General features: G+C 64.1%; 16 protein-coding genes. 7 read left to right on the top strand and 9 right to left on the bottom strand.

Features of this window, described 5'->3' with window-relative positions; translation table 11 throughout:
• Positions 1-161: 161 nt before the first annotated feature.
• On the bottom strand, positions 162-548 hold the full coding sequence (locus GRI47_RS03420) for a response regulator transcription factor (RefSeq protein WP_160659959.1): 387 nt from the start codon (positions 546-548) through the stop codon (positions 162-164).
• A gap of 277 nt (positions 549-825) precedes the next feature.
• On the opposite strand from GRI47_RS03420, the gene asd reads away from it, so the two are divergent.
• Entirely contained in the window at positions 826-1677 is an 852-nt protein-coding gene (gene asd, locus GRI47_RS03415) for an archaetidylserine decarboxylase (RefSeq protein WP_160659958.1), read from the top strand.
• Between the two features lie 19 nt (positions 1678-1696).
• Here asd and GRI47_RS03410 read toward each other — a convergent pair whose 3' ends face one another.
• The gene (locus tag GRI47_RS03410) at positions 1697-5332 is read right to left on the bottom strand and encodes a CHASE domain-containing protein (protein WP_160659957.1); all 3636 of its coding nucleotides are present in this window, start codon (positions 5330-5332) and stop codon (positions 1697-1699) included.
• Positions 5333-5619: 287 nt separating this feature from the next.
• On the opposite strand from GRI47_RS03410, the gene GRI47_RS03405 reads away from it, so the two are divergent.
• A complete protein-coding gene (locus GRI47_RS03405) occupies positions 5620-7338 on the top strand; it encodes a DEAD/DEAH box helicase (RefSeq protein ID WP_160659956.1) in 1719 nt (572 codons plus the stop codon).
• A 2-nt stretch (positions 7339-7340) separates the two neighbouring features.
• Here the strand turns inward: GRI47_RS03405 and GRI47_RS03400 are convergent, their stop codons facing one another.
• Positions 7341-7610: a hypothetical protein gene (locus GRI47_RS03400; protein ID WP_160659955.1), complete on the bottom strand. Its 270-nt coding sequence runs from the start codon at positions 7608-7610 to the stop codon at positions 7341-7343.
• Positions 7611-7684: 74 nt separating this feature from the next.
• On the opposite strand from GRI47_RS03400, the gene GRI47_RS03395 reads away from it, so the two are divergent.
• Positions 7685-9046 carry an MATE family efflux transporter gene (locus GRI47_RS03395; RefSeq protein ID WP_160659954.1) on the top strand — a complete coding sequence of 454 codons (1362 nt, stop codon included), beginning with the start codon at positions 7685-7687 and terminating at the stop codon, positions 9044-9046.
• Between the two features lie 4 nt (positions 9047-9050).
• Here GRI47_RS03395 and GRI47_RS03390 read toward each other — a convergent pair whose 3' ends face one another.
• A complete protein-coding gene (locus GRI47_RS03390) occupies positions 9051-10247 on the bottom strand; it encodes a GGDEF domain-containing protein (protein WP_160659953.1) in 1197 nt (398 codons plus the stop codon).
• A 99-nt stretch (positions 10248-10346) separates the two neighbouring features.
• Positions 10347-11720, bottom strand: coding sequence for a M20/M25/M40 family metallo-hydrolase (locus tag GRI47_RS03385; RefSeq protein ID WP_160659952.1), 1374 nt, complete (start codon positions 11718-11720; stop codon positions 10347-10349).
• A gap of 121 nt (positions 11721-11841) precedes the next feature.
• Between GRI47_RS03385 and ettA the strand changes: the two genes are divergently transcribed.
• Both ettA and GRI47_RS03375 read left to right on the top strand, forming a co-directional pair.
• Entirely contained in the window at positions 11842-13515 is a 1674-nt protein-coding gene (ettA, locus tag GRI47_RS03380) for an energy-dependent translational throttle protein EttA (protein WP_160659951.1), read from the top strand.
• 153 nt (positions 13516-13668) lie between these two features.
• Complete coding sequence (locus GRI47_RS03375) at positions 13669-14106, top strand: FKBP-type peptidyl-prolyl cis-trans isomerase (RefSeq protein WP_160659950.1); 438 nt, start codon at positions 13669-13671, stop codon at positions 14104-14106.
• Between the two features lie 42 nt (positions 14107-14148).
• On the opposite strand, the gene GRI47_RS03370 is transcribed toward GRI47_RS03375, so the two are convergent.
• Positions 14149-14718 carry a PNPOx family protein gene (locus tag GRI47_RS03370; RefSeq protein ID WP_160659949.1) on the bottom strand — a complete coding sequence of 190 codons (570 nt, stop codon included), beginning with the start codon at positions 14716-14718 and terminating at the stop codon, positions 14149-14151.
• A 198-nt stretch (positions 14719-14916) separates the two neighbouring features.
• Between GRI47_RS03370 and GRI47_RS03365 the strand changes: the two genes are divergently transcribed.
• Complete coding sequence (locus GRI47_RS03365) at positions 14917-15963, top strand: RcnB family protein (protein WP_160659948.1); 1047 nt, start codon at positions 14917-14919, stop codon at positions 15961-15963.
• Positions 15964-16063: 100 nt separating this feature from the next.
• Here the strand turns inward: GRI47_RS03365 and GRI47_RS03360 are convergent, their stop codons facing one another.
• Positions 16064-16615 carry a cytochrome b gene (locus tag GRI47_RS03360; protein WP_160659947.1) on the bottom strand — a complete coding sequence of 184 codons (552 nt, stop codon included), beginning with the start codon at positions 16613-16615 and terminating at the stop codon, positions 16064-16066.
• 103 nt (positions 16616-16718) lie between these two features.
• Here GRI47_RS03360 and GRI47_RS03355 point away from each other — a divergent pair, with 103 nt between their 5' ends.
• Positions 16719-17408, top strand: a complete 690-nt coding sequence (locus GRI47_RS03355; protein WP_160659946.1) for a prolyl hydroxylase family protein — start codon at positions 16719-16721, stop codon at positions 17406-17408.
• Between the two features lie 38 nt (positions 17409-17446).
• On the opposite strand, the gene GRI47_RS03350 is transcribed toward GRI47_RS03355, so the two are convergent.
• Both GRI47_RS03350 and GRI47_RS03345 read right to left on the bottom strand, forming a co-directional pair.
• Positions 17447-18520 (bottom strand): PAS domain-containing protein, encoded by a 1074-nt coding sequence (locus GRI47_RS03350; protein WP_160659945.1) that lies wholly within the window; start codon positions 18518-18520, stop codon positions 17447-17449.
• A gap of 22 nt (positions 18521-18542) precedes the next feature.
• Positions 18543-20174 carry a lysine--tRNA ligase gene (locus GRI47_RS03345; RefSeq protein WP_160659944.1) on the bottom strand — a complete coding sequence of 544 codons (1632 nt, stop codon included), beginning with the start codon at positions 20172-20174 and terminating at the stop codon, positions 18543-18545.
• Positions 20175-20213 lie beyond the last annotated feature (39 nt).

The raw sequence follows: 20213 nt of genomic DNA, 5'->3' as shown, positions 1-20213 counted from the left end.
GCAACGCATCTGCGGCGTGGGAGAGCGCACGCATAGCGGATGGGGAAGGACAGGCTGCGAAAGGGAGTAGCGACGCCGTCACTTGGTGTGAATGTGATCGGAGGGGCCGCAGGGATTAGTCACGAAGGAGAAAGTAGAAAGGCCGAATTCTTGCGCCAGATTCAGCCCGCCAGGACCCGGCGCGATCGGCCGAGCAATTCCTCTGTCCGAAAGACCACTTCTTCGGGGTCGAACGGCTTCACCATGTAATCATCGGCGCCTTCGTAGAAAGCGATCGCCTTGTCGTTATCGCTCGATACGGCGGACAACATCATGACAGGGACAAGGGTCGTAAACGCATTGCGCCGCAGATCGCGCAACAATTCCATTCCCGGCACCCCAGGCATACGCTGGTCGAGGATAATGGCGTCGGGCTTTCGGTCGCGAATGACCTCGATGGCCTGCGAGGAGTCTCCGATCCAGCCGAAGGTGTGCCCGGCGTCGAAGAAAGCCGCCCCGACCATCTCCGCGACGATCTCGTCATCCTCGATAAGAAAAATCTTAGCCATGTATCCCCCACGATTATGTTTGGATTCGTACGCACGCCCCGCAGAATATTTTTTGACCCATCGGCGATAGTGGCGAAGCATTAACAGGCTGTAAAAACGCGAAGTTTTTCTTTTCTGCGCTTATTGGCGTTAGGAATCCCCAAGCCATGGCCGCTTCGAGACAGCCAGCCGTCCGGCATCATCATTGCCGCGCGGTGGCCCTGTCGATATGCCCGCATCCTTCGCCAGCTCGGCAATCCGATCCGGCACGATCCTCAAGACACGGCGTTGGATAACGATGAGCGACCGCCTCTTCATCCTGTTTCAGCACCTCCTTCCCAAGCAGGGCCTCACCCGCCTGGCAGGCCGGGTGGCGAATGCGCGGCGGGGTCGATCGACCACTGGGCTGATCCGCTGGTTCGTCGATCGCTACGGCGTCGACATGAGCGAGGCGGAAAACCCCGACATCGCGAGTTACGAGACCTTCAACGATTTCTTCACCCGCCCTCTCAAACTTGGTGCGCGCCCTCTGGCCGATGCGCCCTTCGTGTCTCCGGTCGACGGGGCGATCAGCCGGTTCGGCGAGATCGAGGATCACCACATCATCCAGGCCAAGGGGCATGGTTTCACCACCGCGCAATTGCTCGCCGGAGACACCGCGCTTGCGGAGCGATTCCGCCACGGCAGCTTCGCCAACCTCTATCTCTCGCCGCGCGACTACCATCGCCTGCATATGCCATGCGCCGGGCGGTTGGAGCGGATGATCTATGTCCCCGGATCGCTATTTTCCGTGAACCCGGTGACCGCGCGCGGCGTGCCGGGTCTGTTCGCGCGCAACGAGCGGACCGTGTGCGTCTTCAGGTCCGAGCAGCACGGCCAGTTCGTCATGGTGCTGGTCGGCGCCACCATCGTCGGCAGTATGGAGACGGTGTGGCATGGCGTGGTCAATCCCGAACGGACGGGCGAAATTGCGCAATGGGATTACACCGATCGGGACATCATGCTCGATCAGGGCGAGGAGATGGGACGCTTTCGGCTCGGCTCGACAGTCATCATGCTGTTTGAACAGGACACGATTGCGTTCAATCGGGACTGGACGCCCGAAGGAAGCATCCGGCTGGGCGAGATGATGGGGCGAATACCGGCCTGAGCCGCCGCTTCACGCGAGATCACTCGTCCTCAATTGTTTCTTCCGGGCTCTCCTGCCCGAGCAGTCGGTCGATCCTCGTCAGCATCGCCCGCATTTCGCCATCGTCTTCGCAGGCCAGCAGGGCCTTTTCAGTCTCCAGACACCGGCTGCCAAGCTCCGCCCCGTCGAAATAGGCGGCGGTTCCAGCGATCTGGTGCAGAAGCCCCGCAATGTCGTCGCGCGTATCCCTATCGATCGAGCCCATCGCCTGCGCCGCAGCGATCGCATCGCGCGTCGCGGTCAGGCGATCGGCGAACATCTTGCGCAGACGCGGACTTGTGGCAGCATCGCGCCTGGCGGCAGCGGGTTTTGCTGACGCAGGCTTGGACGGAGCCGGTCTCGTATCGTCTTCGCCAGGCGAGGCCGACCATTGTGCGATCACCCGCGAAAGATCCCCCATCCGCAGGGGCTTCGCCAGATGCCCCTGCATCCCGGCCACGCGGCACTGGCGGATATCGTCGGTATAGGCGTTGGCGGTGACGGCGATGATGGGCAGTTCAGCGGGTGAGAAGCCCGCCTCGCGGATCGCCATCGTCGCGCCGACGCCGTCTAGCACCGGCATCTGCATATCCATCAGAACCAGATCGAAGGGAGCGCCTTTCTCCCTGGCGAGCCGAACTTTAGCGATCGCCTCGCGCCCATTCTCAGCCAGTTCGCATGTGTGCCCCGCCTTTTCGACCATGGCGCGCGTCAGCTCTTGGTTCACCGGGTTGTCTTCGGCGACGAGGATGCGAAGATTCCCCGATTGCGAAGCCTCGCCGTTATCCGGGCTTCCGAACTCTTCGCCTTCTTCCGCCACCGGCTCGGCTACGCGCAGCGGCAGGTCGAGGATGAAGACCGACCCCTTGCCGAGTTCGCTTTCCACCCGAAGGTCGCCGCCCATCAGCCGCGCCAGTTCAGCGCTGATCGGCAGGCCGAGCCCCGTTCCGCCGAAGCGGCGCGCCGTGGTCGCATCGGCCTGGGTGAATTTCTCGAACACGTTTTCCAGCCGGTCGGCGGGAATGCCGATCCCGGTGTCGCGGACTGTAATCCGTATAACCCGATCATCGCCTGATGGGATGATCTCCAAACCCAGCGCCACCTCGCCCTCTTCGGTGAACTTGACCGCATTGCCGAGCAGGTTGAGGACGATCTGGCGCAACCGCATCTTGTCGACCACCACACGGGAAGGCAGATCGGGGTCGATATCGAGATTGAGGTGGATGCGCTTCGCCTTGGCGACCGGCTCCATCAGACGCAGGCAACTGCGCATCGTATGGCGCATATCGGCTGGTTCGCCGTTCACGCTCATCTGATTGGCCTCGATCTTGGCGAGATCGAGCAGATCGTTGAGCAAGCGCAGCATCGCATTGCCGGAATCCGCGATCATCCCCAGACGGCGGCGCTGGACCGGGTCTTTTTCTTCGCAAAGCGCGAGTTCGGTGAACCCGATCACCCCGTTCATGGGCGTGCGTATCTCGTGGCTCATATTGGCAAGGAAGCTGGTCTTGGCCTCATCCGCAGCGCGCGCACGGTCGCGTGCATCGGTGAGGCTGCGTCGCATCTCGACCTCTTCGGTGCGATCGATAATGACGCCGAACAGGGACTTGGCCCCGGCATTGTCCGCAGCGGCAATTTCGCCGCCCCGATCGCCCTCCCCGTCGTTTCCGGCATGTCCGATCACCTCGACATGGCGAAAGGTACCCTCGGCCACCATCAGCCGCGCGTTGAAGCGAAAGCCCGTCTTGCTCGCGGCGGCTTCGGCAATCGCATCCTCGACGAAGGGCCGGTCTTCGGGATGATAGAACTCGATCGCCTTGTCGAGTGTGGGCGGGGCCTTTCCTTCGAGCCCATGCAGGCGGAAGACCTCGTCCGACCAATCGACGGTTCCCTGCTCGAGATCGACATACCAATGCCCGACATGGGCGGTGGCTTCGGCGAGATTGAGCATCCGGTTGCGCTCTTCCACCTCTGCGGTGGCTTCCTCGACCATCCGCACCACCACTGCCTCGCGCCGGGAAAGGGCGACCAGGAGGAGGCCGAGAAGGATCGTGACCACGATGCCGGACGCGAGGACGATAAGAGGCTCGTCAGACGTTATACGTTCCTCGAAGGCCGGCAGGGCGCGCCAGCGAAGCGTGATCGGCTCGTTCGCCATCTCGATCGTACGGACGATCTCGAATGCGGGTGCGGATGCCCGGTCGACACCCGTCGCATACATGAGGTCGTCGGGTTCGGTGCTGCGCCCGAAGAACACCTCGAGCGAGAAATCGCCACCCTGGCGCGGCGTCAGATCGGCCAGGAAATCCGCCGCGATCAGAGGCGAATAGGACCACCGCCGTCCGAACTGGGGATCATCTTCCTCGATCGGACGCATCAGCAGGAAGCCGACCCCTTGCCCGGAATCCTGCACCAGCTTGATCGGGCGCGTGATGGTGGGCTGCCCCGTCGCCGACGAAAGCGCGATCGCATCGCGGCGCCCCTGTTCGAAGGCGAGATCGAGGCCGAGAGCGGCGAGATTGTCCTCCAGCGGCTCGATCCGGTCGATGACGAAGTGCACGTCGCTATCGACCTCGGGGTGAACGGCAAATCGATCGCCGAATTCGTCTGCGAACTGGTTTCTGAACGTCTCCATCTTGTCGGCCCGCACCTCGCGGAAAATGCCGAGGCCGCGCATGCCCGGATAGGAGTGCTCGAGGTGGAGGCGGCTGACATAGTTGCGCCAAGCGTCGGGCGTAACGTGATTGCTCAGCGCCGCGAACGCTCCCGCCGCTTCGATCGCGCGGGAATAGGTTCCCAGCCGATAGGCCAGCGCCTGTTCGGTGTCGGTGGCGAGCGCTTCGAAGCTCTCGTTCGACTGGTGATACGCTTGCTCGGCCGCGTGGCGCGTGGCGTAGAATGTCAGCAGCAGCGTGGTCGTGAGACAGGCGGCGATGAGCGCGCTCGCTCTGCCGAGCGCCCTGCCCCGCCACAGCATCGTGATCGGCGAATGGCCGGAAAAGATCAGGATCGGGAGGACGAAGAATATCCCGAGAACGTCACCGAAGAGCCATGTCGACCAGTTCGTGCCGATCATCTCGACTGGCACGGCCCCCGCCATGACGAGGGTTCCGACCCCGATCGTCGCGGATATCAGGCAGGGCAGGATCAGTGCGCCGGTCAGCCGCATCAGTTGGCGCCAGTCGCGCGCCTCGATCCGCGCCGAAAGTCGCTGGAACATCGCCCAGCCCGCAAGCGCCTGGAGGCAGGCACCCAGTCCGACTATCGCCGCGATGGCGAGCGGGAGGATCGCCTCGCGCACGCTTGTGATGCCTTCGAAACTGTGGAGGATGTTGATCGCCGCGGAACCCATCCACACGCCCGCGCAGATCCGGGGCCCGCGCAGCAGCAGTGCCGCCAGCGCGACGCCCGATGCGGGCCAGACCACGGTCGCATATCCCGGCGGCACGGCGAGCGAGAGGCCGATATAGCCGGCGATGAAATAACAGACCGCGAGCACGGCGGGATCGATCAGCCAGCGCAGCCTCGAATGAGCGCTGGGAAGCGTTGGTTTGGGCGTTTCCGCCCCTTCGTGGTCGCGCGCTGGCATCCCGGCGGATTCGCCATTCGGCACGGCATCGATTGTCGAATGGATCACATTAACCACCTAACCGCTTCGCGAAACTCGGGTTCGCAAGCTGCCAGCGCTATCGCGAGACGGTAAATTTTTCGCAAAACCGGGCCTATTCTTCGACGAGAAGCGCAGGCGGGGCATCACGCCAAATTAAGGGGCTAAATTAGGAGGCGCTTTTTCCCGCGCGATGGTCTAACGGGCTCGCACAAATGTGCGCCCACACGCGCCCGCCCCCCGCTCCCCCAAGCGCTTCCCCCCGTTCCGCTCCGGCCGCAAGGCCGCGTGCGCTCGCTCGAAAGTTTCTGATTTCCATGCCGTTCCCCCAATCCCCCGCCCCACTGGCCCAAGCCCTGTCCTCGCGCGGATACGATACGCCGACCTCGGTGCAGGAGGCCGTGCTGCAACCCGAAGCGAGGGGGCGCGATCTGGTCGTGTCCGCACAGACCGGGTCGGGCAAGACAGTGGCCTTCGGTCTCGCCTTCGCAGATCAAGTGCTGGGCGAAGACGGCGATCTGTTTTCGCGCGGCGCCCCGTCGGCCCTCGTGATCGCTCCGACGCGCGAGCTGGCCCTTCAGGTCAGCAAGGAACTGGGCTGGCTGTATGAAAAGACCGGCGCGCGTATCGCATCCTGCGTCGGCGGGATGAACCCGCAGGCCGAACGCCGTGCCCTGAAGGCGGGCGCCACCATCGTGGTCGGCACGCCCGGTCGGTTGCGCGATCACATCGAGCGCGGCGCGCTCGACCTCTCGGCGCTTGCCGTCGTCGTGCTCGACGAAGCGGACGAAATGCTCGACATGGGTTTTCGCGAGGAGCTGGAATACATCCTCGACGCCACGCCCCAGGGGCGGCGCGTGCTGATGTTCTCCGCCACCATGCCGCGCCCGATCGAAGCGATGGCGCGCCGTTACCAGCAGGATGCGCTGCGCATCGCCACGGGAGGCCAGGAACGCGGCCATGGGGACATCGCCTATCAGGCTGTCGCCGTCCCCCCCGCCGCGATCGAGACGGCGGTCGTCAATCTCCTGCGCTTCCACGAGGCGGAGACCGCGATCCTGTTCTGCGCCACGCGCGAGCGGGTGCGGCAATTGCACACCGTCCTGCAGGATCGCGGTTTCGCTGCTGTCGCACTGTCGGGCGAACATTCCCAGTCGGAGCGCAACCAGGCCCTCCAGGCCTTGCGTGACGGGCGCGCGCGGGTCTGCGTGGCCACGGATGTCGCCGCGCGCGGGATCGACCTGCCTTCGCTGACGCTGGTCATCCATGTCGACTTGCCGCGCGATGCGGAGACCTTGCAGCACCGCTCGGGCCGCACCGGGCGCGCCGGGCGCAAGGGTACGGCGGTGATGGTGGTCCCCTTCAACCGCCGTCGCCGCACCGAAGGGATGCTGCGCCACGCCGGGATCGAGACGCTGTGGATCGACGTGCCCGATCGCAAGGCGGTGCTGGCGCAGGATCGCACGCGTCTCCTCGAAACGCTGTTGCAGCCGATCGACGCCGCTTCGGTCGAGGACGCGGATCGCGAGCTTGCCGATACCCTTCTCAACGAGCGCAGCCCGCGCGACATCGCGCTGCTATTGGCGCAGGCCTATCGCGCCAAGCTGCCCGAACCGGAGGAGTTTTCGGCCCAGACCGTGGATGCCCATCGCGCCGCGCAGAAAGAGAAGCACCGCGCCGGGTTCGAGGATACGGTCTGGTTCCGGCTCGATGTCGGACGCCGCCGCAATGCCGATCCGCGCTGGATCCTGCCGATCCTGTGCCGCCGCGGCGGGATCACCCGCAACGAGATCGGCGCGATCCGCATCGGTCCCAACGAAACCTATTTCCAGATCCCCCGCACCGTCGCCGACAGTTTCGCCAGCACCGCGGCGAAGACCGCCGGTCAGGATGAAAAGGGTGGCGAGCTGACGATCGAGCGCTCCGCCGAAGGGCCGCGTGTCCAGGCACGCGAGAATGGGCGCAAGAAGCGGCATCAGGATTTCCATCCCAAACCGTCGAACCGCCACGACGCGCGGCGCAAGCGCAACGCCTGAGCCTAATCGTCCGGGGGATCGTTGGCCTGAGCCATCAGATCCATCAGATTGCGCGCGGCCTCCCGATCCTCTTCGTGTTCGAACGCGACGTCGAGATCGGGGGCTGCGTCGAACATATGGAGCAGGGTCCACAGGGCGAAGCGCCGCCCGCGATCCTGTTCCAGGCCGAAATCGACCCGCATCCGCTCGACCCCGGCGCGGGTGGCCTCGGGATCGATCGCGGCCAGATCGCGCGTGCCGAAATAGTTCTGCATGAGGTCGCGTAAGTCCATCCGCCATCGCTAGCCGAGCGCGCCGTGGATGCAAGCGCTTGCCCGATCGCGCTGCGCGCCGCATGGCTCCTGCGATGCGGTCCCGTTCCTTGTCCCTTTCAGCGCCGATAGACACGCGGGCGATCTGGGCTATCGCCCTGCCCGCCATGGTCACCAATGTCGCCACCGCGCTGATCGGCGTCGGCGATATGTGGATTGTCGGACGGTTGGGCGATGCGCCGACGCAGGGCGCGGTCGATATCAGGGCGCGGCTGTTCGCCATGCTGTTCGTCGTCATGAACTTCCTCAAGACAGGCACCACGGGGCTGGTCGCCCAGGCAGGAACGCGCAGCGAAGGCGGGGCTGGCGGCGAAGCGCAGGCGGCCCTGCTGCTACGCGGCCTCGTGGTCGGTGTGACGATCGCTGCGCTGCTGCTGGTGCTCAAGCCCGTGCTCCTGCCGCGCCTGCTCGGCGTGTTGGGCGCCGAGGGCGGTGTCCTCGGAGCGGCGCGCATCTATGCCGACATCCGATACTGGAGCGCGCCCGCCGTGTTGGCGAATTTCGCCCTGGTCGGCTTCCTCGTCGGGCAGAGACGGATGCGTGCCGTGCTCGCCTTCGAGGTGGCCTATAACCTTCTCAATCTCGCGCTTGGGCTATTCCTCGCCCTGGGCCTCGATTGGGGTATCGCCGGGATCGGCTGGTCCAGCTTCGTCGCCGAATATGCCAAGCTTGCCGCGATCGCGCTGTTCGTGCTGCGCGGCGAGACGGGGCGCGCGATACGAGCCGCCGCACGCTCCGCTTCGATCCTCTCGCTGACGAAATTGCGCCCTTTCCTGTCGGTCAATCGCGACCTGTTTTTGAGGACCGTGGTGCTGATGATCGCGCTCGCCGCCCTCACCCGCCTCAGTGCGGAGCGGGGCCCAGTGGTGCTGGCTGCGAACGGGATCTTCCACCAGCTCTTCGTCCTCATGGCGCTGCTGCTCGACGGGTTCGAGAATGCGGCGCAGGTCCTCAACGGAGAGCGGCGCGGGGCCGACGACCGGGCGGGCTTTACCGCCTATATGCGGGCGATCCTGTGGCGCGGCTTCGCGCTCGCTGCCTGCGTATCGCTCGCGCTGGCGTTGTTCGCAGGGCCACTGATCGACGCCTTCGCCGCGACGCCCGCCGTGGCCGAGACCGGACGCTCCTATGCAATATGGCTCGCGATCATGCCCTTCGCTGGCGTCGCGGCCTTCGTGTTCGACGGCGTTTTCGTTGGGGCGAGCTGGACGCGCGCTCTGCTCGTTTCCATGATCGGCGCGGCGGCGGTCTATGCCCTGTCGCTGTGGCTGACCTGGCCGCTGGGCAATGACGGTCTGTGGCTGTCCTTCGTCCTGTTCCTGGCCCTCAGGGCAGGGTTCCAGCTCGTGCTGGTCCCCCGCCTGCTGCGCCAGGAATTCGGCACGGAACGGCTATGACCGGTCAGGCGTGGGCGGCGGCAATCGAAGCGATCGCGCCGGATGGCATTGCGTTTCCACCATCCTGCATCACGCAGTTCCGGCCGGCTTGCTTGGCCCGATACAATGCGGCATCGGCCCGCGCGAACAGCTTGCCATAGCCTTCGCCCGGCTTCATTTCTGCCACCCCGAAGCTCGCAGTCAGACGAATATCGGAAGGAAGCCCTTCTATCGGCAGACAGCTCATCTCGCGCCGGATGCGATCTGCGAGGCCCGTCGCGCCCGCCCCGTCGCATTGCCACACGATCACGCAGAATTCCTCGCCGCCGATCCGGCCCGCATGATCGCCATCGCGCACCATGCGCGCAATCAGCCGCCCGAAGGTCGCGATGGCATGGTCCCCCGCCTGATGCCCCCAGATGTCATTGACCCGCTTGAAATAATCGATGTCGGCCACGATCGCGCTCGCCACGATCCCATTGGCATGAGCCTGCTCGATCAGGTCCGTCGCCCGGCTTTCGAAGGCTTTGCGCGCGTAAAGGCCCGTAAGCAGATCGCGCGAGGAATCGTCCCTCACCTTGTGCATCAGATCGACGATGCAGGCCGCGACCATCGCCATCGCCATCATCAGCGACACCACCGCTACCATCGCCACCATCACGGCATAGAACACTGACTCGCGATAGACCTCGCCGCTCACCACGCCCTGGTAGAGGATTGTCGTGAAGGGGCGGATGAAGAACTGCGCGGCGGACAGTATCATGATCCACAGCAGCACCCGGTCGATCGCCGCGGTTCGTCCGCTACGCGATAGAATCTGCGCGCCGAGTGCCATCAAGATACCGTAACAGGTGTTGGACGCGTAGATGCGGGCATTCACATTCGACGCGACATCGCCAGTGGCGAGCGCGATCGCCGTCGCGACCACGATCGCCGCCATGATCGGAACGCGGACGCGCACGCCCGCCCGGCGGCAGACCCCCCAAACCGTCCCGCAAACGCCTGCGGAATATCCGAAATGCGTGATCAGGACCGACGAAGTCGAATCCCCGGTGGAATCGAAGTGAAAGGCCAGGAATCCGATGGCCGTCCCGAAATAGCCCAGCCCCATGGCCAGCACATGCCGCGCCGCCCGATCGCGCCACCACAGAAGCAGAAAAGTCGCCGCGAAAAGCAGCGCGATCGCCGGATTGATGAGGCCGATGATCTGGTTCTGCATCATCCCCCCGGCTTCCTTCGGTCTCCTGCAACCCGGCGTCCGGTCTAGCTTGCCAAGGTTAACGCTTGCTCAAGAGCCGTGACGATGCAGCGCCCTGGCAATTCAACGCGGCAGGATCGCACCCGGCTCGTTCGCCAGGATACCGACCACCTGCGTCCACACCGCCACGTTCTGGCGCAGCTGGACCGGATCGATCTTGTCCAGCGTATCGTCGGGCGTGTGGTGCAGGTCGAAATAGCGGGTGCCGTCCTGCTGAAGGTCGATGATCGCGGTCTTCTGGTCGCGGGCGATGTCGATATCCGCACCGCCGGTTGCGACAGCCGTGCCGTTCGACACGCCGAAGCGCGCCACCGCGCTGGCGATCCGGGCGTGGAGCGCCGGATTGGCTTCACGGAAATTGCTTTCGAAGCGCCAGATGCGATCGGCGCCGAAATCGCTTTCCAGCCCCACCGCAATCGGTTCGTCGATATGGGCGGCGCTATAGGCCTTGGAGCCCCACAGGCCGGTTTCCTCCGCGCCCGCCATCAGCACGCGAATGGTGCGCAGCGGCTGTGCGCCCGAGGCCGCATGTTTCGCCGCCGCCGCGACGATGCCGCAGCCCGCCCCATCGTCGAATGCGCCGGTCCCGTTCCACCAGCTGTCGAGATGGCAGGCGACGAGCACCGGCGGCAGCGAGGGATCGCGCCCGACGATTTCGCCGACGACATTGCCGCTCGTCGTCATGCCCAGACGGCGCGGCGTCAGCGTCAGCTTCATGCGGATCGGCGTACCCTGCGCGCGGTCGAACATGCGTTCGAGATTCGCCGCATCGGGCAGGCTCAGCGCGCCGGCCGGGGTCGGCTCGACGCCATCGGGGAAGCTGGTGCCGCCGGTATGCGGGTTGCGATGATAATCGGTTCCCACCGCCTTGATGATGGTCGCTACCGCGCCCTTGCTCGCCGCGATCCCCGCGCCGACCCAGCGCGCGGGCCCTGCAAACCCGTATTGCGAGCCGTCCTGCGTCGGCGTCATCGAATGCGAGATATAAGCGATCTTGCCCTCGAGGCTGCCATCGGGCGCAGCGCGCAGCGCGTCGACGTTCTCGAACTCGACCACTTCCGCCTCGATCCCGTCCGGCCCGGTCGAGGCGCTGTTGCCGAGCGGCTGGATGACCAGCGGCTGGGCATAGGGGCTGAGGATTTCCGCCTTATGCGTATCGCCCGGCACCCAGGTATCCATCTCGAACGGCTCGTCCGCGACGTTTACGAAGCCGTTGCGCTTGAGCCAGGCGACCGCCCAGTCGCGTCCGCGCTGCTCCGCCTCGGTGCCTGCCTGACGCGGGCCGACTTCGGTGGTGACGCCTTCGACGAAATCCCAGGCATAGCGATCCTGCGTCAGCGCCGCATCGGCGGCAGAGGCGACGGGATCGGCCTGCGCCACCACAGGGGTGGCGACGGTGGCGAGGAGGGCGGCGGCGAGCATGGCGGTTCTGGTCATGCGCGCTTCGCTATCGGGCATTGAAGCGCCTGCCAAGCGTCAAACTTGCCCCCTTCCCCGCCAGCGCCTATCTGACGCGCAGATTTCCCCGATTCCAGATTTTTGAAGAGGAACGCCGTCCGTGTCCGCCCAATACGCCTATGTCATGAAGAACATGACCAAGACCTTCCCCGGCGCCCAGAAGCCGGTCCTGTCGAACATCAACCTGCAATTCTACCAAGGCGCCAAGATCGGCATCGTCGGCCCCAACGGCGCCGGTAAATCGACGCTGATCAAGATCATGGCCGGGATCGACAAGGACTATACCGGCGAAGCCTGGGCGGGCGAGAACATCACCGTCGGCTATCTCGAGCAGGAGCCGGAGCTCGACGAGAGCAAGACCGTGCTCGAAAACGTCAAGGACGGCGCGCGCGACATCGCCGACATGGTCGAACGCTTCAACCAGATCGGCATGGAAATGGGCGAGGAAGACGCCGATTTCGACGCGCTCAGCACCGAGATGTCCGATCTCCAGGACAAGATCGACGCGGTCGATGGCTGGACGCTCGACAACCAGCTCGAAGTCGCGATGGAAGCGCTGCGCTGCCCTCCCGGCGACTGGCCCGTCACCGATCTTTCGGGCGGTGAGAAGCGCCGCGTGGCGCTCACCCGCCTGCTTATCCAGAAGCCGTCGATCCTGCTGCTGGACGAGCCGACCAACCACCTCGACGCGGAATCCGTACAGTGGCTGGAAAACCACCTCAAGGAGTATGCGGGCGCGGTGCTGATGATCACCCACGATCGCTACTTCCTCGACAATGTGGTGGGCTGGATCCTCGAGCTCGATCGCGGATCGTATTACCCCTACGAGGGCAATTACTCGACCTATCTCGAGAAGAAGGCCAAGCGCCTCGAACAGGAAAGCCGCGAGGAATCGGGCCGCTCCAAGGCGCTCAGCCGCGAACTCGAATGGATCCGCCAGACCCCCAGCGCGCGCCAGACCAAGTCCAAGGCGCGTATCCGCAAGTTCGAGGAATTGCAGGAGAGCCAGAACGATCGCAAGCCCGGCAAGGCGCAGATCGTCATCCAGGTGCCCGAACGTCTGGGCGGCAAGGTGATCGAAGCGAACAACATCTCGAAGGCCTATGGCGACAAGCTGTTGTTCGAAAACCTGTCCTTCATGCTGCCGCCGGGCGGCATCGTCGGCGTGATCGGGCCGAACGGTGCGGGTAAGTCGACGCTCTTCAAGATCCTGACCGGCAAGGAAGAACCCGACAGCGGAACCGTCGAAATCGGCTCGACCGTCCATCTCGGCTATGTCGACCAGAGCCGCGACCATCTGAACCCGTCGAACAATGTCTGGGAGGAAATCTCGGACGGGCTCGATTATATGAAGGTCAACGGCCACGACACCAGCACCCGCGCCTATGTCGGGGCCTTCAACTTCAAGGGACAGGACCAGCAGAAGAACGTCGGCAAGCTGTCGGGCGGCGAACGCAATCGCGTCCACATGGCCAAGATGCTGAAAGAAGGCGGCAACGTCCTGCTGCTGGACGAACCGACCAACGACCTCGACGTGGAAACGCTTGGTGCGCTGGAAGAAGCGATCGAGAACTTCGCCGGCTGCGCCGTGGTCATCAGCCACGACCGCTTCTTCCTCGACCGTCTCGCCACCCACATCCTCGCCTTCGAGGGCGACAGCCATGTCGAATGGTTCGAGGGTAATTTCGAGGCTTACGAGGAAGACAAGCGCCGCCGCCTGGGCGATGCGGCGGATCGGCCTACGCGCCTCGCCTACAAGAAGCTGACGCGCTGAGCCCGGACGGGGAGAGTCCGCTTCGTTTGACTCTCCCCGTCCCGCTTCCCACATGGGTGTCGACGCGCTCGATACGCGGGCGCATTTCCTGACGGCGCAGTCGCGGGCCTGAGCGCCCCCGCGCCGCGAACACGAAATCCCCAAAGGATATCCATGACGACTCCCACAAACGGCGACACCGTGACCATCGACTACGTCCTCAAGCGGGGGGACGGCGAACAGGTCGGCACCACCGCGCAGAGCGGGCCGCAGGACGTTCAACTCGGCGCGGGCCAGATCTTCCCGCAGATCGAGGCGGCCCTGACCGATATGAAGGTGGGCGACGAGCAGAGCGTCTCCATCCCCTGCGACAGCGCCTTCGGGCAGCGCCAGGACGCGCTCGTGGTCGACATTCCGCGCGAGAACCTGCCGCCCGAACCCGCCCCGCAGCCGGGAATGGCCTTGCAGGCGCAATCGCCCGATGGCCAGCCGATGACGCTCTATGTCGTCGAGGTCGGCGAAACGGCCGTCAAGGCTGACGGAAATCACCCGCTCGCGGGCGAGGACCTCACATTTGACATCACACTGCGCGATATCAAGCAGGCTGCGTGAAGCTTGGGCGGCGGGCATGATCGCCCGCCGCCTATCAGTATTTTAGGGCGCCACCCATCGGCCTTTGCCGTGCAGGAATTGCGCGCGCACATGGCCGTCATTGGACAGGTAGAACCAGTCCGCTTCCTCGACCGTGACCAGCAGGACCGCGAAATTCTCGCGCGCTGGTTCTAGGTCTTCGTCGCTGGGCTCGACCCCTTCGAACCGCTCGGGAAGCCCGCTTGTCGGTCCGTCCGATACCGCGCCGGGGCCGTCACCCAGATAGCAGCGCCGCGCGAAATTGGTCGCTTCCTCCCATGCAGCGTCGGCGATGGGGCCATAGTGCTCGATCCGTCCGGTGCCCCGGCAGCGGAGCTGGATCTTCGCTCCGGCATCGTAGAACAGCACACCCACCGGCGCGCTTTCACCGATCGCCGCCACCTTGGGAGCGCGGGCATCGGTGTTGAAGCGCAGGGTCCATGCATCCTCGTCAAAGGCGCGCAGGACCATGATCCGGGCGTCGGCATCCGCAGTGGCAATAGCGGGGCAATGGAAGGCCGATTTCCGATCGCTCGCGCCGCGCTTCAGGCGCTGGGCGATATCGGTTCGGACGGCGTCGAGAGTGTCGAACATCCGATAGGTGAGACAGCGTCGCGACCAAGCTGTCAATCACCACATCGTTCATAGTTCGGCGCGCAAATATGAACAATAAGCGTTGCACCCGGTTCAGTTTCGCGTCATGGCCGGACCGATACTGCACCATTTATCGCATCGGCGATCATTCAAGCCGCAATGGTGGGGCGGCTTTCCACGGGGAAGGACAAAAGCTCCATGACGAATATCTTATTGAAAGGCAGCGCCCTGGGGGCCTTGGCGGTTGCGCTTGGCCTCTCGGCCATGTCGGCCTCGGCTGCCCCCGCCGTCGATTTCGACGCGCCGATGGTGGCGATCGATACCGGCGTATCGGCGCAGGCTGCGGAACTCGCGCAGGATCGCGACCAGTATCGTCGTGGGCGCAGCGAGCGCAGTGAACGCCGTCAGGTGCTTCGCGAGCGGGCCGCCGCGCCCGATGCCGCGGTCGCACCCGCCCGCGCTCAGCGAGCCCAGGAAGCGCGCCGCACCGAAACTCAGCAGCGCGCGCAACGGCCCGATCGTTCGGGCCAGGGGGACTCGCGGGACGGCAACGTCTTCCGCCGCGCCAACGAAGCGCTTCGCGAACAGGCCCGCGCCGATGCGGCCCGCCGTGACGCACGCCAGGACGCGCGCGACCAGCGCAGCCCCTCTGGGAGCAATTGGCGCGAGCGGCGCGAGGACGCTCGCGAGCGTCAGCAGGATCGGCGCGAGGATTGGCGCGATCGTCGGCAGGATCGTCGCGAGGATGCGCGAGACCAGCAGCAGGACCGCCGCGACGCCTATCGCGACCAGAGGAACTGGCGCGACCAGCGCGATCAGAGCCGCTATCGCGACCAGCGAAGCTGGGATCAGAGCCGCTATCGCGACCAGCGTCAGGCCTATCGCAATGGCTATGGCCGCTATTACGATGGACGCCGTTGGAACGATTACCGTGTCTGGAACCGCAGCGACTGGCGCCGGAACCAGCGCTACGACTGGCATCGATATCGCGCCGCCAATCGCAGCCTGTTCAATATCGGCCGGTATTATTCGCCCTATCGCAATCACCGCTACAGCCGGATTTCGATCGGTTTCACGCTCGGCAGCGGCTTCTATTCCAACCGCTATTATATCAACGATCCGTGGCGTTATCGCCTGCCCGAAGTCTACGGCCCCTATCGCTGGGTGCGCTATTACGACGACGTCCTGCTGGTCGATATCTACAGCGGCGAAGTGGTCGACGTGATCTACGACTTCTTCTGGTAGTCGTTTTTGAAATCTCCGGTGGCTTTGAGAGTGGTCTGCCGGAGGACTGGCCCCCTGCCCCGCGCACGATTGCGGGCCGGGGGCCTCTTTTTGGGTCTCGCTAGACTTTTCCGAAGGGCAGCATACGGAAGATGCCGCCATTCCTGTCGAAGAAGGTGTGCTTGAGCGCGCCGAGAATATGCAGGCCGATCAGATAGATGAAGATCGAGCCGCCGGTTCCGTGAGCCGAGAACAGCGCGCTGCCCAACGCATCGTTCTTCCCAATCGGCAGCGGTGGAATCGTGAACAGGCCGAACATGTCGATCTCGCGTCCGGTGAGGGAATTGGCGATCCATGCGCCCAGCGGAAGAGCGATCAGCAGCACGTAGAAGATGACGTGCACCACGCGCGCCAACACCTGTTCCCACCTGGCGAGATCCGAGGGCAAGGGAGGGACCGGGTGGGTCCAGCGCCAGGCGAGCCGCCCCAGCGTCAGGGCCAGGATGAGGATGCCCAAAGCCTTGTGATTGGCGAAGATGGCGCCCCTGTCGGCACCCTGGGCATGATGGGCCGCCTCTGCGATCCGCCAGTTCACGATCACGGCGATTGCGATGGTCCAGTGAAAGATCATGGCGCCAACGGAATATCGACGATTGGTATTGGTGTTCGGCATGGACCCCTCCTGCTTATCCGTGCGGCGGCCATGAATTAACGACCATCCTGCCTTCCGCAAGGGATGTCTTGCGGCAGGCAGGGTGTTTGCTACATCCCTGACCATGGCCTCCAGCGCGACTTATGACACGTCCTCCCTGCCCAATCCCGATCGCGCCGCGCTCAAACGCGTCGGTGCGCAGGTTCGCGAACGGCTGGCGCAGGATACCGGGATCTATCGCTTCCCGACCGAAGATGCCGAGATTTTCGCGCTCGGCGGCTTTCTGTCGCCTTCCGAATGCGAGCGGCTGATCGCCATGATCGATGCGATCGCGAGGCCTAGCCAGCTGCACGATCAGGATTACGCCAAGGGATTCCGTACGTCCTATTCCGGCGATCTCGACCCGACCCATGCTTTCGTCAAAAGCGTTTCGCGCCGGATCGACGATCTGCTGGGCATCGATCCGCGCTTCGGGGAATCGATCCAGGGGCAGCGCTATCTCCCCGGCCAGGAATTCAAGCCGCATAACGACTGGTTCTATACCGACCAGCCTTACTGGAAACTGGAAAACGAACGCGGAGGCCAGCGCAGCTGGACCGCCATGGCCTTCCTCAACAAGGTGGAGGAAGGCGGACACACCTTCTTCCCCGAAATCGAAGCGGCGATCGAACCCGAACCCGGCGTCCTGCTGATCTGGAACAACGCCCTGCCCGACGGGACGCCCAACGAGGCGACGCTTCATGCGGGAACGCCGGTGGTGAAGGGACAGAAATACGTGCTGACCAAATGGTATCGCACCCGCGAGTGGAGCTGATCCTCCGGTAGTTGCAGTCGGTTCGAGCCGTTACCGAGTTAGGTCTGCACCTTGCGCGGCACGCGGATCGTCGCGCGCAAGCCTTCGGGGTCGAGCCGGCTTTCCACCGATCCACCGATACCGCCGATCACACCCTGCATCAGCCGCGTGCCGGTCCCTTTGCTGATCGCATCCCGGCCCCCATCGGACAGGCCGATGGCCTGGCCCAGCAGCTCGATCCAGTGAACCACGATGAAATCGTCCTCGACCTCCCAGTCGATATGGACCCGCCCGTCGCCACGCGACAGGGCGCCGTATTTGATGGCATTCGTCGCCAGTTCATGCAGGCTGAGGCCGAGCGGCGTGACGTGTTTGCGCGGCAGTTCGAACGTGTCGCCCACGATATCGATCCGGTCGGCATTGGAACTGCGATAGGGCTTCATCACCGCCTCGACCAAGGTGCGCAGGTCGGAGGAATCGCTGTCCATTCCCGTGGCCGAGAGGGAAACCCGGTGGGCGGCCGCCAGCGCTTCGATGCGGCGCTGGACCTTTTCGGATAGTTCCTCGACCTCTTCCGCGCCCCGAGCCGACAGGCGCACGATCGCGGTCAGAACGGCAAACAGATTGTCGGTGCGATGGCGCAATTCATCCGCCACCCGGTCGTTCTCCACGATCGTATCGCGCGCGGCCAGCAATTCGCTGACATCCCATTGCGAGCCGAAGAAATACTCAAGCTCGCCTTCGGGGTTATAGATCGGCCCGACGTGAACCGCGTTCCAGAACGACGTGCCATCCTTGCGGTAATTCAGGATGTCGGCCACGGTATAGACGCGCTGCTCGACCGCGCTGCGCAGGCGCGCCACGGCGGAAGGCGCGGTCTTTTCTCCCTGGAGGAACCGGCAATTGCGCCCGATGATCTCGTCGATCGGGTATCCCGTCAGGTCGACGAAAGCCTGGTTGCAATAGACGATCGGGCAATCGGGCTGATGCGGATCGGAAATGCACTGCGCCATCCGGGTCTGCGCGGTGGTCTGCAAAAACAATTGGTCGGCCGTGAGACGCAGCGAGGACAGACGCGCGGAATGCCCCGCATCGCCCGCGTTCCCGCCTGTTGCATCGTCACTCTCCGCCATGTTGCGAATCCCTGCCCAGGGTTCAGTCCCCCAGTGCATCCTTTATCAAAGCACGTGTATTGTCGATCCCGTAAAGAGCGACGAAGCTACCCATACGCGGGCCCTGATCGCTGCCCAATAAAGTTTGATATAATGCCTTGAACCAATCGCGAAGGGATTCGAAACCGTAGGCTTCATCCTTGCCTATTTCATAGATCGCAGTCTGGATGTCTTCGGCCGAGGTCCCCTGCGCCATCCCGGCCAGTTCTTGGTCGAGTCTTTGCAACGCTGCCGCTTCATTCTGTTCAGCCTTGCGGCGCTGGAGCGAGGGCGCGACGAAATCGCGGTTATAGGCCAGCGCCTTGTCCACCAGCGCATCAAGTTCGGGATGCGCCGAGGGATCGGGATCGGCGATGTAATTGCCCAGATACGACCACACCTGATCGCGATCCGCCTGCGCACCCAAAACGCCGACGAGGTTCAACAGCAAAGCGTAGGTCACTGGCAGGCTGTCGCCCGCGCCCGGTGCTTCGCTACCCACGAACCCGCCATTCGCGCGCGCCAGATGCCAGACCGGATTGCCGAGCTGCTTGTCCAGATCCTGTTCGGCCAGCCGCTCGCGGAACTGCCAGTAATCGTCGACCGCGCGCGGGATCACGCCGCCATGCAGCTGCTTCGCGCTCTTGGGATTGGGGAAAATGTAGAAGCCGAGCGAATCCTCGCTCCCATATTCGAGCCACTGCTCGATCGTGAGGCCGTTGCCCTTGGACTTCGATATCTTCTCGCCGTTCTCGTCCAGGAACAGCTCGTAGATCAGCCCTTCGGGTTTTCTGCCGCCCAGGACCTGCGCGATCTTGCCCGACTGGATGCCGGTATCGGTCAGGTCCTTGCCATACATTTCATAGTCGACGCCCTGCGCCACCCAGCGCATGGCGAAATCCACCTTCCACTGAAGCTTGGCCATGCCGCCCAGCGCGGATTGTTCGATTTCGCTCCCATCCTCGTCGGTGAAGCGGACCGTTCCGGCCTCGGCATCCACGACCTCGACCGGCACCTGCAACACGCGCCCGGTCGTGGGGCTGATCGGCATGATCGGCGAATAGGTCGCCGCGCGTTCGGCCCGCAAGGTGGGCAGCATGATGTCGAGGATCGCCTGGTTCTTGCGCATAACCTCGCGCAGCGCATCGTCGAAAGCGCCCGAATTGTAGCGATCGCTGGCCGAGACGAATTCATAAGCGAACCCGAACCGGTCGAGAAATTCGCGCAGCATCGCGTTGTTGTGCGCGGCGAAGCTGTCGTGATCGGTGTCGAACGGGTTCGGCACCCGGCTCAGGGGCAGGTGCAGATTGTCCTGCAACAACTGCTGGTTGGGCACATTGTCGGGGACCTTGCGCAACCCGTCCATATCGTCGCTGAAGGCCACCAGCCGCGTCTTGCCGTCTTCCGGCTTCGCGCCGATCAGCGCTTCGAACGCACGGCGGACCAGCGTGGTGCGGAGCACTTCCTGGAACGTGCCGATATGCGGCAGGCCGCTGGGGCCGTAGCCGGTCTCGAACAGGACCGGCGATCCGTCAGGCTTGGCACCGTCGGGATAGCGCTTCAGGAGCTTCTGCGCCTCCTGGAAGGGCCAGGCTTTGGAGGAATTGGCGGCGGTCATCAGGTCGGTCATGGTCATCGCCCGCGCTTTTCCGTGAATTTCCGCGCTGTTGCAAGT

Source organism: Qipengyuania pelagi, assembly GCF_009827295.1.
Lineage (GTDB): Bacteria > Pseudomonadota > Alphaproteobacteria > Sphingomonadales > Sphingomonadaceae > Qipengyuania > Qipengyuania pelagi.
This window is presented reverse-complemented; position numbering and strand designations above follow the sequence as displayed.

Bases quoted from the DNA above. Each gene is read 5' to 3' on its own strand.
- GRI47_RS03420 (WP_160659959.1), bottom strand. From the start codon at position 548: ATGGCTAAGATTTTTCTTATCGAGGATGACGAGATCGTCGCGGAGATG.
- asd (WP_160659958.1), top strand. From the start codon at position 826: ATGAGCGACCGCCTCTTCATCCTGTTTCAGCACCTCCTTCCCAAGCAG.
- GRI47_RS03405 (WP_160659956.1), top strand. From the start codon at position 5,620: ATGCCGTTCCCCCAATCCCCCGCCCCACTGGCCCAAGCCCTGTCCTCG.
- GRI47_RS03400 (WP_160659955.1), bottom strand. From the start codon at position 7,610: ATGGACTTACGCGACCTCATGCAGAACTATTTCGGCACGCGCGATCTG.
- GRI47_RS03395 (WP_160659954.1), top strand. From the start codon at position 7,685: ATGCGGTCCCGTTCCTTGTCCCTTTCAGCGCCGATAGACACGCGGGCG.
- GRI47_RS03390 (WP_160659953.1), bottom strand. From the start codon at position 10,247: ATGATGCAGAACCAGATCATCGGCCTCATCAATCCGGCGATCGCGCTG.
- GRI47_RS03385 (WP_160659952.1), bottom strand. From the start codon at position 11,720: ATGACCAGAACCGCCATGCTCGCCGCCGCCCTCCTCGCCACCGTCGCC.
- GRI47_RS03375 (WP_160659950.1), top strand. From the start codon at position 13,669: ATGACGACTCCCACAAACGGCGACACCGTGACCATCGACTACGTCCTC.
- GRI47_RS03370 (WP_160659949.1), bottom strand. From the start codon at position 14,718: ATGTTCGACACTCTCGACGCCGTCCGAACCGATATCGCCCAGCGCCTG.
- GRI47_RS03365 (WP_160659948.1), top strand. From the start codon at position 14,917: ATGACGAATATCTTATTGAAAGGCAGCGCCCTGGGGGCCTTGGCGGTT.
- GRI47_RS03360 (WP_160659947.1), bottom strand. From the start codon at position 16,615: ATGCCGAACACCAATACCAATCGTCGATATTCCGTTGGCGCCATGATC.
- GRI47_RS03355 (WP_160659946.1), top strand. From the start codon at position 16,719: ATGGCCTCCAGCGCGACTTATGACACGTCCTCCCTGCCCAATCCCGAT.
- GRI47_RS03350 (WP_160659945.1), bottom strand. From the start codon at position 18,520: ATGGCGGAGAGTGACGATGCAACAGGCGGGAACGCGGGCGATGCGGGG.
- GRI47_RS03345 (WP_160659944.1), bottom strand. From the start codon at position 20,174: ATGACCATGACCGACCTGATGACCGCCGCCAATTCCTCCAAAGCCTGG.